Origin of the sequence: Helicobacter rodentium ATCC 700285 (genome assembly GCF_000687535.1) — a bacterium.
GTDB classification, from domain to species: domain Bacteria; phylum Campylobacterota; class Campylobacteria; order Campylobacterales; family Helicobacteraceae; genus Helicobacter_D; species Helicobacter_D rodentium.
The window spans coordinates 210,429-222,697 of sequence record NZ_JHWC01000001.1; the positions used below are offsets into that span (position 1 = coordinate 210,429).

The 12,269-nt window shown below is 35.9% G+C and carries 13 protein-coding genes and 1 pseudogene; 4 read left to right on the plus strand and 10 right to left on the minus strand.

The genetic code is table 11. The features are described from left to right. Positions 1–6: 6 nt before the first annotated feature. The 3 genes and pseudogenes from BS85_RS11870 to BS85_RS0101045 all read right to left on the minus strand — a co-directional run bounded on the left by BS85_RS11870 (position 7) and on the right by BS85_RS0101045 (position 2,970). The gene (locus tag BS85_RS11870; protein WP_425402383.1) at positions 7–465 is read right to left on the minus strand and encodes a CZB domain-containing protein; all 459 of its coding nucleotides are present in this window, start codon (positions 463–465) and stop codon (positions 7–9) included. Continuing rightward, a pseudogene (locus BS85_RS12160) lies at positions 448–780 on the minus strand (methyl-accepting chemotaxis protein); the annotation flags it as partial. The pseudogene BS85_RS12160 and the gene BS85_RS11870, both read right to left, overlap by 18 nt. A 678-nt stretch (positions 781–1,458) precedes the next feature. After that, positions 1,459–2,970: a Na+/H+ antiporter NhaC family protein gene (locus tag BS85_RS0101045; RefSeq protein WP_026943160.1), complete on the minus strand. Its 1,512-nt coding sequence runs from the start codon at positions 2,968–2,970 to the stop codon at positions 1,459–1,461. Positions 2,971–3,132: 162 nt separating this feature from the next. On the opposite strand from BS85_RS0101045, the gene BS85_RS0101050 reads away from it, so the two are divergent. After that, a complete protein-coding gene (locus tag BS85_RS0101050) occupies positions 3,133–3,633 on the plus strand; it encodes a hypothetical protein (RefSeq protein ID WP_026943161.1) in 501 nt (166 codons plus the stop codon). Between the two features lie 19 nt (positions 3,634–3,652). Here BS85_RS0101050 and BS85_RS0101055 read toward each other — a convergent pair whose 3' ends face one another. Then, positions 3,653–4,441, minus strand: a complete 789-nt coding sequence (locus tag BS85_RS0101055) for a TIGR02757 family protein (protein ID WP_051604619.1) — start codon at positions 4,439–4,441, stop codon at positions 3,653–3,655. A 133-nt stretch (positions 4,442–4,574) separates the two neighbouring features. Here BS85_RS0101055 and dnaJ point away from each other — a divergent pair, with 133 nt between their 5' ends. Further along, on the plus strand, positions 4,575–5,696 hold the full coding sequence (gene dnaJ, locus BS85_RS0101060) for a molecular chaperone DnaJ (RefSeq protein WP_026943163.1): 1,122 nt from the start codon (positions 4,575–4,577) through the stop codon (positions 5,694–5,696). Positions 5,697–5,701: 5 nt separating this feature from the next. Continuing rightward, entirely contained in the window at positions 5,702–7,051 is a 1,350-nt protein-coding gene (locus tag BS85_RS0101065; RefSeq protein ID WP_051604620.1) for an SLC13 family permease, read from the plus strand. 4 nt (positions 7,052–7,055) lie between these two features. Here BS85_RS0101065 and BS85_RS0101070 read toward each other — a convergent pair whose 3' ends face one another. Genes BS85_RS0101070 through BS85_RS0101085 form a run of 4 tightly spaced genes read right to left on the minus strand, consistent with a single transcriptional unit; the run spans position 7,056 to position 10,336 of the window. Further along, positions 7,056–7,877: an amino acid ABC transporter ATP-binding protein gene (locus tag BS85_RS0101070; protein WP_026943165.1), complete on the minus strand. Its 822-nt coding sequence runs from the start codon at positions 7,875–7,877 to the stop codon at positions 7,056–7,058. Continuing rightward, positions 7,864–8,562 carry an amino acid ABC transporter permease gene (locus BS85_RS0101075; RefSeq protein ID WP_026943166.1) on the minus strand — a complete coding sequence of 233 codons (699 nt, stop codon included), beginning with the start codon at positions 8,560–8,562 and terminating at the stop codon, positions 7,864–7,866. Before BS85_RS0101075 ends, BS85_RS0101070 begins: the two co-directional genes overlap by 14 nt. 9 nt (positions 8,563–8,571) lie before the next feature. Next, complete coding sequence (locus tag BS85_RS0101080) at positions 8,572–9,351, minus strand: transporter substrate-binding domain-containing protein (RefSeq protein ID WP_026943167.1); 780 nt, start codon at positions 9,349–9,351, stop codon at positions 8,572–8,574. A gap of 58 nt (positions 9,352–9,409) precedes the next feature. Continuing rightward, entirely contained in the window at positions 9,410–10,336 is a 927-nt protein-coding gene (locus tag BS85_RS0101085) for a radical SAM protein (RefSeq protein ID WP_026943168.1), read from the minus strand. A gap of 163 nt (positions 10,337–10,499) precedes the next feature. On the opposite strand from BS85_RS0101085, the gene BS85_RS0101090 reads away from it, so the two are divergent. Beyond that, complete coding sequence (locus BS85_RS0101090) at positions 10,500–10,784, plus strand: 4Fe-4S binding protein (RefSeq protein ID WP_026943169.1); 285 nt, start codon at positions 10,500–10,502, stop codon at positions 10,782–10,784. A gap of 128 nt (positions 10,785–10,912) precedes the next feature. Here BS85_RS0101090 and BS85_RS0101095 read toward each other — a convergent pair whose 3' ends face one another. Then, a complete protein-coding gene (locus BS85_RS0101095) occupies positions 10,913–11,698 on the minus strand; it encodes an SPOR domain-containing protein (RefSeq protein WP_051604621.1) in 786 nt (261 codons plus the stop codon). A 10-nt stretch (positions 11,699–11,708) separates the two neighbouring features. Further along, entirely contained in the window at positions 11,709–12,254 is a 546-nt protein-coding gene (locus BS85_RS0101100) for a DUF1882 domain-containing protein (RefSeq protein WP_026943171.1), read from the minus strand. Positions 12,255–12,269 lie beyond the last annotated feature (15 nt).

Below are 12,269 nucleotides of genomic sequence, written 5' to 3' on the forward strand. Positions count from 1 at the left end.
CTCAATCTACACTAAAGTAGCTAATTTATCCTCACAAAGCCCATCTAAATATTTAACAACCTCATCGCTTGCCAATTCTGCAGCTTGGAAATATTTATAAATCTCCTCTAGGCAACCTTCAGAAGTGCCATTTTGCTTCATCAAATTATGACCTTCAATAATATTATCATGCACCCCTTGATGTGGAGGCTCAATTTTTGGATAACTTGCAAATTGCGAGAAGAGTTGCTTACCTGTGCCTGTATCATACCATTTACCTAAACGACAATCGTGATGTCCTACAAATTTAGCTTCCATATCTTCATTAAAGATTGCCTTGTAACCATTGACTTTAAAGAATAAGTGGTCAAGCTTAATCAAGCCAACAAAAGTAATGGTTAATATCTTATCTGTATCATTATAAATTTTGTCTGCTGATTGGTTAATATGCTCCAATGTCTCATTTTGTGAGCCTAATTGCTCCATTTCCCTTATAATGTCATCAGAAGATGTTTGCACTTCAGAGAAGTTTTGTTGAACCACTTGGATATTCATTTCAATTTCTTTGGTTGCCTTTTGGGTTCTTTCGGCTAATTTTCGCACCTCATCGGCAACAACCGCAAATCCTCTTCCGTGTTCTCCTGCTCTTGCTGCTTCAATTGCGGCATTGAGCGCAAGCAAGTTTGTTTGATCGGAAATATCTGTAATCAACGCAATAACACTTGAAATTGCAGTGAAATCGTTTTGCACTTGTGTAATCATTGTGTTGAATTCAGAAAGTTTTGCAGTCATACTAGATAAACCTTCCGCTAGGACATTTTGAATCTCAACAGAATTTTTCTTATTATCCTCCGCAATGGCTTTTGCGGAACGCAATAAATCTACCGTCTTACTGAAATCATCTTGAAGTATTTTAAGATTCTTGCCACAACCCCCTACAAGGCTTAAAGCCATATCCTTAAAGGCTTCCACGCAATGACCAGATTTTTCTTCAGGAATCTCTTGCGCTTTTGCTTCTAACTCTTCATTGTGTGCTTTTAACTCTTGAAGTTTTGTTTTTAAGAGTTTATTTTCCTCTAATGCACGATGTAATTGCTCTTTGTATTGACTGCCAAACATACTCAACTCTCCCTTTATGTAATAAAATCACATTTTTCTTTGAAAAGTTGATTTTATAACCATTAAACTAAAACTAACTTAAATTGACTAATATTTTCATTAAATTTTTATCTTAAATTAAAAATTTTATGGATTTGACAATTTAAGACCTACCACTCCTCCTTGCAAAAAGTTGGCAAAACTTCGTGGCAATCTATAATCAAGTAAAAGTAGATTCAACAATGGAATCTTAAAAGGCAAGATTCTATAATTATGGTGCTTTGTTATTTGTTTTGCTCAATTCCTCGCAACAACAAGGCAGAAAGCATAAAACACATAAATGCCAGACCACTTCATTTTATTTACAAAAACGATGATTTCCTACTCTTTAAAATCCAATGGTTTGCTTAAATAATGCTTATACGCATAAAAGATTCCAAACATCAACAAAAGCCCCACTAAATACCCCATAGCCAAAGATTCAAACAAACCTGCAACACCAAAACTAACCAAAGCAGCAAATGCAACAGAGGTAGCGTAAGGCAACTGCGTAACAAAATGACTTTGCACAGAACAACCCGCTCCCGTTGCCGATAAAATCGTTGTATCAGAAATGGGCGAAGTATGATCTCCATATACTGCACCTGCAAGCACAGCAGAAATACTCAACAATATATCTACTTCATTGATTACAGCAATACTTGCACCAATAGGCAACATAATCGCAAAAGTTCCCCAGCTAGTCCCCGTGCAAAATGCAATAAAGCTTGCACTAGCAAACAATATAATAGGCGTAACAATTCCTGCAGATAAGATTCCACTCGCTAAAAAGTCTTTACTTAAATTTGCAAGGTAAATTCCCGTTTGTAAATCACTTTTAATCACAGGTCCAATCGCCCACGCAAAAATCAAAATAAGATTTGCGGATAACATAGATAAAAATCCATCTTTGATAATCAAGGGATATTCTTTAAGCTCTATGCGATTCCATGCAATAAGCACAGAAACCGCCATTGCACAGACTCCACCCCAAAAGAGCGAAAATCCCGTTTGCGCATTGGCTAACATTTCAATAAAATTCAAGCTTTTAGAACTTTGATAACCGCTATAAAAAATAAAAAATACAACAAAAAATATCAAAGCAACAATAGGGAGAATCAAAAGCCAAATATTCCCACCACTATGGGGCTTAATATCATCAAATTCTTGCACATCTACCCCTTGATTATGCCGCATAACAGGCAAGTTGATTTGCCATAAAATCGTCAAAAAAACTCCAAGCAATGCAAACCAAGCATAATAATTTCCCCAAACACTTTGCACCAAAACCCCAAAGCTTGAGGTATCCTCTACCAATCCACCCATAATACCTAAAATATAAGCCCCCCAACTTGAAATTGGCATAAGAATACAAATCGGCGCGGAAGTAGAATCAATAATATAAGCTAGACGCTCCCTTGTAGAATGATTTGCATCATTTAAAGGTCGCGCAATCTGCCCCACGGTTAGCGCATTAAAATAATCATCAATAAAAATAACAATCCCTGCAATAAAAGCTACAAATTCTGCTCCTCTTGCACTCTTTACGCGTTCTCTAGCCCAATGCACAAAAGCATTCATTCCTCCAGAACATTGCATAATTTTTGTTAAAATTCCAAGAAGAATCAAAAAACCAAAAACATACAGAGCATTGGATTGCACTTCTCCTTGACTATAAAACACACCATAAAGAGTATTAAAAATATATTTTAAAATATCAGAAACAGAATCCCTTAACATAATTCCAGCAATCACGATTCCAACAAATAATGAAAGCACAACTCTTCGCGTAATAAAAACTAGCGCAATAACACACAAAGGCACGACTAAGCTTAATGCCGAATCCGCATACATAGATAAACTCCTAAAATTTCAAGAAAAACATTGTAGCATATTATCGCATATTTCATTTGGATTCTATTTGTTTTTTAAATCATTCTCATTCCTTACCTTAAAGATATAAATTTTGGAATAAAATTTGCTTGTTTATTTGCAAATATTGTTAAGGATAAAAAGATGAATGTTAATGACAAAAATAGCTCAATGTGGAATCTGTTAAACCAATCCTACGCGCAACAAAACGCGAAATCCAACGATATTTCAGGCTTTAACAACTCCAATTCAGTTTTCAGCACTCAAAACCAACAAGGTGTAAATGGAATCTCTAGCCTCTTTGATTTGGATTCTAATACCAAAATTGCCAATATGGAGATTCAAGATTCCTTTGAGATTAGCTCGGAACTTTCCAATTTACAAAACTTTGCTAAAAACTTCAGTCAAAGTCTAGCAAATAACTTTGAAAAACTAGAAAATTTAGGCAATGCAATGCAACAAAATGGAATCTTGAGCAAAGAAGAAAAAATCGGTTTTGATGTGTTGTATAAAATTAATCCAAATCTTGATTCAGCACAAACGCAAAATATCCTGCAAAACACAAACTTAAGCAAAGAAAATGCGAATTTACTAAGTCAAGTGGATAGAAAAGTAAGTGCAGTAAGATATTTTGGCGGATTTTAGATAAGAAAATTGTGATAGCCTACTCTATCAATCCCAACTGCCCGATACGATACAAGGCGAAGTCATACTTAATAGGATCTTTTGCGTCAAATTCCTTGAGCTTTTCTGTGATTTCTAACACGGCTTTGAAATCATAAGTTTTACGCTTTAAAAGCCCCAATTTTCTTGTGATTCTAAAAGTATGCGTATCCAGAGGCAAAAGTAAATCCTTACACTTCACACTCTCCCATAAGCCCAAATCCAAACAATCTTTTCGCACAACCCAACGCAAAAAGAGATTCCACCTCTTTAAAGGCGAGTGTGATTCCATTAAGCCTAGCAAAAACTTCATTCCTTGTGTTGGTTGTCCTCCCAATCTGTCATAAAAAGCCTTTTGAAGTGAGCGGATACCACCCAAGGTAGAATCTTTTTTGTAACCCTGATAAAAGATTTTCTCTAAAGATTCCAAACTTAAAAGTATTTCAAAAAACTGCTGAATCTCCGCATTGCTTTGAAAACGATAAACTTTTGTAGTGCAAGGCATACATTCACAAGTTTTTAATGTCTCCAATGCTCTCAAATTGCAAGAATTTAAGAATCTTAGAATAGACTGCACATTTCCATAGGCAAACAAAGCGCAAAAAAGAGCCACTTTATCGCTTTTAAATTGTCTTGCAATCTCTAAAGGATCAGGCAGATTTTTGCTAATGGAATCTTTTACATTAAAAAGTCTGTATTGTTCCTCCAACAGAGAATAAAGGAAGCTTTTTGATGGATTTTTGGGAATTTTAAGTGTTTGTTTGGCGGATTTTATTGCTTTGGATTCCATAATTTCCCCTTTTAAATTCGGAATCTTAACAAAATTTCTAAGATAAAAAGTTTTATTTTATTTAATTACTTCTTTAAAGTTAATTACGATAAAATGCAAAATTTTTATGATTTAAATAAATTAGGAGTATTTCTTGGAAGAATTTGATTATTATGAAATTTTAGAAATCAGTCGCAATGTCAGCGGAGAAGAAATCAAAAAAGCTTACCGCAAAATGGCATTAAAATACCACCCCGATAGGAATCCTGATGACAAAAATGCTGAAGAAATGTTCAAAAAAATTAACGAAGCCTATCAAGTTTTAAGCGACCAAGAAAAACGACAAATTTATGATACCTATGGCAAAAAAGGTTTAGAATCCAGCGGTTTTGGATTTTCCGATATGGAAGGAAGTATTTTTGATATTTTCAATTCCGTTTTTAGCGGTGGGCTTGGAGGATTTGGCGGAGGCTTCAGCGCAAGGGGCAAGAAAAACGAAAAATATTCGCGTGATTTAGCGATTGAATTAGAGCTTAGCTTTCACGAAGCGGTTTTTGGTTGTAAAAAAGAAGTGGAAATCTTATACAAAAACGCGTGTGAAATGTGTAATGGAAACGGCGCAAAAGATGGTAAATTAACAACTTGTAGCACCTGCAAAGGAAGCGGTCGTGAGACTTTTTCTCAAGGATTTATGACCTTTGCTCAAACCTGCTCTAAATGCCACGGAAGTGGAGAAATGAGTGCAGAAAAATGTGAAAAATGCTCCGGCAAAGGATATAAAGAAGAAAAAGAAAAATTTGAAATTAAAATCCCAGAAGGCGTGGATAATCAAAATCAAATCCGTGTGCAAGGGCGTGGAAACAAAATGCCAAATGGCTCACGTGGAGATTTATATGTAGAAATCCTTGTTCAAGAAGATACACATTTCATACGTCATCGCAATGATATTTACTTAGAAGTGCCTGTATTTTTTACCCTTGTGATGCTTGGAGGAAGCATTAAGATTCCAGCTCTTACAAAAGAATTAGAGTTAAAGATTCCTATTGGGGTTAAAGACAAACAACAATTCGTGTTTTATGGTGAAGGTGTTAAAAGCGTAAATAGTGGCAAAAAGGGTAACTTTATTGCGGTTGTTAGCATTGTTTATCCTGAAAAGCTTGATGACAAGCAACGCGAATTACTCACGCAATTACATCAATCTTTTGGCTATGAGGAATCCAAGCCCATTCCTTGCTTAGAAAGCTTGGTAGATAAAATCAAAAATTGGTTTAAATAGAAAAAATGCTACTCAAAAAATCTCTATGGATTATCATCGTTGATATTTTGCTTTTTAGCATACTCTTAAAGGGATTGCCTTTTGGTAAAGAAGTTACGCTTGGAATCTGCATTTTAGTATTTGTCGCGGTTTTGTGGGTTACAGAAGCAGTGCATACAACCATTACCGCTTTGATTGTGCCATTACTTGCTGTGTGCTTTGGGCTACAAGATGTAACCAACGCCTTAAAGCCTTTTGCAAATCCTGTAATTTTTATATTCTTTGGCGGATTTGCATTGGCAAGTGCTTTGCGCATTCAAGGGTTAGACCGCTTGATTGCTAATCGCTTAATTTTACTCGCAAAAGGCAAAATGAACCTAGCAATCCTCTTGCTTTTTCTTGTGAGTGCCTTATTGTCTATGTGGATTAGCAATACCGCGACAGCAGCCATTATGCTACCTCTTGCACTAGGGATTCTCTCCAACCTAGAGATTGAAAAAAATCGTGGAACTTTTTTGTTTGTGCTTTTGGGTGTTGCTTATAGCGCAGAGATTGGAGGATTTGGCACAATGGTAGGCAGCCCACCTAATATTATCGCCGCTTCTTATCTTAAAATGAGTTTTTTGGAATGGATGAAAATCGGGATTCCTTTTATGTGCATTATGCTTCCTTGTATGGTTGGAATTTTGTATTTACTCCTAAAACCCGATTTAAACCAAACTTTTCACTTAAAATTAGAAAAAACAGAATGGGATTTCAAAAAGATTCTTACTCTAATTATCTTTGGAATCACGGCAACTGCTTGGATTTTTAGTGCGAAACTTAGTGAATTATTTGGCGGGATTAAAGATTTGGATTCCATTATTGCATTGAGTTGTGCGATTTGTATAGCCATTAGTCGTGTAGCAACTTGGAAAGAGATTCAAAGCAACACAGATTGGGGTGTTTTGTTGCTTTTTGGAGGCGGACTTGCTTTAAGTGCAATCTTAAAGGATTCTGGAGCTAGTGCGGTGTTAGCAAATGGAGTTACATCATTCTTTGGAAATAGCAATTGGTTTGCAATCATTATCGTAACTGCACTTTTTATTATTTTTCTTACAGAATTTACAAGTAATACTGCAAGCTCTGCATTATTGGTACCAATTTTTGGCGTAGTCGGTGATGCGCTTGGTATGCCCCACGCAATGTTACCTCTTGTGATTGGTTTTGGAGCAAGTTGCGCCTATATGTTGCCTGTCGCCACTCCTCCTAACGCGATTGTCTATGGCACTGGATATATTCGGCAAATAGAAATGATGAAATATGGGGCTTTTGTCAATTTGTTTTCTGTGGTTCTGATTCTAGCTTTTGCGTGGTTTGTATGGCGTTTCATTTGACTCTTTATCGTCTAATATGACTTAAGAAATATTGCAAACGCTCGTTTTTGGGTGAATCAAAAAAGCTCTGCGGCTCTGAATCTTCTAATATTTTGCCGCCCTCCATAAACAAAACTCTTGTTGCAACTTCTTTTGCAAAACCCATTTCGTGCGTAACGCACACCATACTCATTCCCTCATCAGCCAAACTTTTCATTAAATCCAACACCCCACCCACCATTTCAGGATCTAACGCACTTGTGGGTTCATCAAAAAGCATTACCTCTGGTTTCATTGCAAGAGAACGCGCAATGGCTACTCTTTGCTTTTGCCCTCCACTTAAACGCGAGGGATATTCATAGGCTTTATCATATAACCCCACGCGCGCCAATAAAGCTAAAGCTGTTTCTTTTGCTTCATTTGCAGTCATTTTTTTTAACTTAATGGGGGCTAAAGTGATATTTTCTATCACATTGAGATTGTTAAATAAATTGAAATGCTGGAATACCATACCCATTTTAGCGCGTGCTTCATTAATATCTTGTCGGTCTTTTTTATCGTATTCTTGAATGGCAAGTTGCAGTTGTTTGCCTCTTAAATTTACCAACTTTGGATATAAGTCTGTGCAAATTTCAGAAATGCGCCGATTATCTAGCCAAATCTCTCCGCTATCTGGAATCTCAAGCAAATTTAAACAACGCAAGAAAGTGCTTTTTCCGCTTCCGCTTGGTCCAACAATAACTACCTTTTCGCCCCGTTCAAATTCTACATTTAAACCTTTTAGAACAATTTTTTCTTTCTTATCGCTTTGCTGATATTTTTTCACTAATTTTCTAACGCTTATCACTTTTTCTTAATTTCCCTTCGTATTTCTTAACTATAAAACTCGCCACCATTACCAACACTAAATAGCAAAGTGCCAAGAAAAAATATGGAATCATATATTCATAACTCGCACTTCCAATGGTTTTAAACGCATAAGTTAAGTCATGCACCGTTACATAGTTTGCCACAGAAGTTTCTTTTAATAGAGTAATAAACTCATTGCCGAGATTTGGCAAGGCATTTTTTAACGCTTGCGGAAAGATAATAAAGCGCATACTTTGTTTAGAAGTTAATCCAAGTGCTCTTGCTGCCTCGTTTTGTCCGCTATCTACGCTCAAGATTCCACCACGCATAATCTCACTAACATACGCTCCACTATTCAAACCAAAAATTACAATAGCAACCAATAATGCACTACTTCCTGCCAACCCCAAAAGAGGCAGAATCACAAAGTAAATAAACAACAATTGCACAACAATAGGAGTCCCGCGAAAAAAGCCCACATAGACTTTACCTACACCAACCAACAAGCGTTCCAATACATTTTTATCTTCTTTTGTGATTAAAATAGCTAAAATTGTTCCCACAAGGATTCCAATAATTAAACCACACACTGCAAGTGCGATTGTAACAAGCAAACCCTCTACAACAAGTATATAACTCCCCTTAACAATGAATTGATTATAGAAAATTTCTATCTTGTCCATACGCTAACTTTAGTAATATTTTTTGATAATCTCGTCCAATACACCCTCTTTTTGCAATGTTTGCAATGTGGCATTAATGGAATCCAATAAATCCTTGTTTCCTTTTTTTACTGCGATTCCATATTTCTCCTCTGTTAAATATGCACTCAACACCTCTGTATCTGCATAATTTTTGGAAATTAAACGCGCGGGTGCTTCGTCAATAATCACAATATCCACTTGTCCATTTACTAATGCACTCACTGCTAATGAACCATTCACAAAACCTTTCACTTCAGCATTTTTGAAGCCCTCAAATCCCCAATCCTTGTCGCCTTGCGCATAGAATGCACCTGTTGTCCCTGTTTGCACACCAATCTTGATTCCACTCCTTTGGTTGATTGCTTTAAAGAGTTCTACTGCATTATCCCCCACAGCTTTCAATTCAGAATCGGAATTTTTAATAATAACAACTTGATTTGCATCATAATAAGAAATAGTAAAATCTACAACTTTTGAACGCGCCTCATTAATCGTCAAAGCACTTGCACCAAAATCTGCATTGCCACTACTTACAGCACTCACAACAGAATCAAATTCCATATCTCTAATCTCTAAAGTTTTGCCTAGACGCTTTGCTATTTCTTGTGCTATCTCTACATCAATCCCCTTAAACGCACTGCCCTCTTTAAACTCAAAGGGTGGAAATTCTGCAGCAGTTGCCATTACAATCTTTTTCTCCTCTTTGCAACCTTGTAGTGAAAAGATTGCCAAAACCACAAATAAACTTGCCCAAATAAACTTTCGCATAGGATTCCTTATATTCAAGATTTAAGACTTTGGATTATAGCAAAATTCAATAACTTTTTCACATATTTGTTACAATCTGATAAAACTTTACACCATTATTTTCCACAATTTTTACCACATCATTTTTTAATAAACCCTGCAAAATCTCCTTTGCAGAAGAATGCCAAAATGCCTCTACATCTTCCAAGCTTTGTGGGCGCAAGGAAAGTGTTTTTATTATCTCTTCTTGATTTAAAACTAATTTTTTTTGTGTTTGAACTTTAGCTCTTTTAGCTATAAAAGTCGGAATCCCAAACTCTAAAAATATTTGCCCCAGTGCTTCTAGTCTCTCTTCAGAAATACTTTTGACCCTATAAGCAGGGGGTCTATCAATCGTGCCAATATCAAGACGATTTAATCGCATAGGAGCAAGAAATTTCGCCATCTTTTTTACCTCTTGCAAGGAATCGTTAATCTTTTCTACAAATAAAATCTCCGCATACAACTCGCCTGTAAAATCTGCACTAAATTGGTAAATACCCTGCAAGACTCGCTTTAAATCTGTGTTTTTGCTTGGGCGGTCAATCTTTTGAAATACCTCTTCAGAAACTGCATCTAATGAAAACTTGACTTTATCAAACAGCAAACAAGCGCGGGAAACATTTATATCATACAATAAAGAGCCATTGGTTAAGAGTAGAGTTTGCGTCATTCCCTTTATATCCTCTAAACGCAACATTAATTCATACAGGTAAGGATAGAGTGTAGGCTCTCCATTAGCAGTAATTGTCAAGGATTGTATATTGCCAAAACGTTCCAACCCCTTTTTGATTGCTTCTAAAATCTCATCGACACTCAATAGGGATTCCATAGAATCTCTTGCTTTTTTTCCCTCTAATTCACAATATAAGCAATCATAATTGCATTGCTTTGTAATTGGTGATAAATCTACTCCAAGCGATTCTCCAAAACGTCTTGAATGCACAGGTCCAAAAACAATATCCATAAATCCAACCTCAAATTTTGTAATTAAAGCACTATTTTACACTATTTTATACATAAAATCGCATTGAATTTCTTACTTTAATGCAATGAATTTTATTTTTAAAGCTCTATTTTATAAAGTTTAATATATACTCATCGCTTAACTTAAATTTTAAGGAGAAATAATGTCTGTAAAAATTACTGATATTTGTATCGCCTGTGGTGCGTGTATTGATGAGTGTCCCGTAGAAGCAATCGTAGATGATGATGATAATCCAAATGATGATGGTTGCTATTTCGTTTATAACGATAAATGCGTAGAGTGTGTAGGACACAATGATGAACCAGCTTGTGCGACTGCTTGTCCAACAGAAGGTTGTATTGTATGGGACGCTATTGTAGCTTCACAACCCCACAGAGACGACATTGGTGATGACAAAAGAAGTGCTCACTCACCTGTTGTTGAATAAAACTTATTCATTCAGCCTTTCAAAGGGCTGAATCTTTTTTAAAATACCTCCAAACAAAAAATTATATCCACACAACTTTAAATAAAAAGATAGGAAAATGCCAACACAAGAGTTGTATTGGCGGAGGTTTATTTGATTTCTTTGATAAACGCGTCTTTGTTGATTTTGGCACGAATCTCACTCAAGTTATTTTGCGCCTCTTGCTTAGTAGTATAGGGACCAATCAATAATCGGTTGTTATCACCTGATTTTTGCATACGATAACTAAATTTATTGTCATTAATCAACCCCAAAAGCTGTTTATTGGGAGAAAACTTACTAAAAGAACCTACTTGAACATAGAATCCCCGCATTGCTTCACTTCCTTGCAGAGACGGATCATTCACTTGAACATTTTTGAAGCTTTCCTTAGGACTTGCTTTAGGCTCTTGTTTTGGCTCTACCCTTGCAATTTGTGTGGGCTGTGGTGTGGGCTTAACAGATTCTTTTTTGGGTGTTGTGGAGCTAGGAGCCGTTGGCAAAGCTTGTGAAGAGGTATTGTCCTTTTGGTTTTGCTGTGCTTTAATCTGATTGATAATCATTTGGAATTGATCATCACTGCTTGTATTATTGATTGGAACTTGTCCATAATCTTTATCTTGCTGATTAGCATTCTGTGTTTGTGATATTTGTGGCTCTAAACGTTCCAATGGCTTTTCTGTTTCAAGATTTTGAGCATTTTTATCTTGTGAATCCCCTTGGAACAAATAAACAACCAATACAATAATTGCAAACAATAAGACACCAACAGCACTTAACAAAATCAATTTTTTGTTATTTCCGCTTTTTATCTCATCACTTTCCCCATTGCTAATAAGCAAATCGTCCAATTCCAAATCTTGTGTCGTCTGTTTGCCTGATTCTAATTCTGTCATATTCTCTCCTTTACATATGTCTAGACCACGAAGCACCGCGCTCTTTCTTATAAACATTATAAGGCAAAATCAAGATATTAAAGTTTTTAGGAATATCAAGAGAAGGAAACATTTTCCATTCTGTTGGCATTTTTTGAGCAAGTTTTGCACCCAGCATTTTAGAGATTTGACAAGCCTCTTGAAAAGTTGTATGTCCTTTATGCACGTACAAATGCAAATGACCGGGCGTCTTCGTCTCATAAGCAGTAAAATTAATAAACCCCTCTTCTCTTAAAAGTAATTGCGCACGATGCCAAAAACGTTCCGCATTGAATCCATTATAATCAAAAACAATATTTTCAACTTTATCACGATCATTAATTAAAGAATGTGCAATAATAATCTCTTTCTTAAAATGACTTTGGAGCAAATTACGCGTAATTGGCTCATTAATCTTTTTAAACTTATCATAAAATATCCTGCCATTATGTTGCATTTTCTCCCCAATTCCCGGTGATTTCAACCAATAATGAGAGGTAATCATTTTGATAAGTTTTAAATCCATATCTGATACCATTGCTTACTCCCTTTT

Excerpts from the sequence above, each read along its gene's own strand:
- BS85_RS11870 (WP_425402383.1), bottom strand. The coding sequence starts at position 465 with ATGGAGCAATTAGGCTCACAAAATGAGACATTGGAGCATATTAACCAA.
- BS85_RS0101045 (WP_026943160.1), bottom strand. The coding sequence starts at position 2,970 with ATGTATGCGGATTCGGCATTAAGCTTAGTCGTGCCTTTGTGTGTTATT.
- BS85_RS0101050 (WP_026943161.1), top strand. The coding sequence starts at position 3,133 with ATGAATGTTAATGACAAAAATAGCTCAATGTGGAATCTGTTAAACCAA.
- BS85_RS0101055 (WP_051604619.1), bottom strand. The coding sequence starts at position 4,441 with ATGGAATCCAAAGCAATAAAATCCGCCAAACAAACACTTAAAATTCCC.
- BS85_RS0101065 (WP_051604620.1), top strand. The coding sequence starts at position 5,702 with ATGCTACTCAAAAAATCTCTATGGATTATCATCGTTGATATTTTGCTT.
- BS85_RS0101075 (WP_026943166.1), bottom strand. The coding sequence starts at position 8,562 with ATGGACAAGATAGAAATTTTCTATAATCAATTCATTGTTAAGGGGAGT.
- BS85_RS0101080 (WP_026943167.1), bottom strand. The coding sequence starts at position 9,351 with ATGCGAAAGTTTATTTGGGCAAGTTTATTTGTGGTTTTGGCAATCTTT.
- BS85_RS0101085 (WP_026943168.1), bottom strand. The coding sequence starts at position 10,336 with ATGGATATTGTTTTTGGACCTGTGCATTCAAGACGTTTTGGAGAATCG.
- BS85_RS0101090 (WP_026943169.1), top strand. The coding sequence starts at position 10,500 with ATGTCTGTAAAAATTACTGATATTTGTATCGCCTGTGGTGCGTGTATT.
- BS85_RS0101095 (WP_051604621.1), bottom strand. The coding sequence starts at position 11,698 with ATGACAGAATTAGAATCAGGCAAACAGACGACACAAGATTTGGAATTG.
- BS85_RS0101100 (WP_026943171.1), bottom strand. The coding sequence starts at position 12,254 with ATGGTATCAGATATGGATTTAAAACTTATCAAAATGATTACCTCTCAT.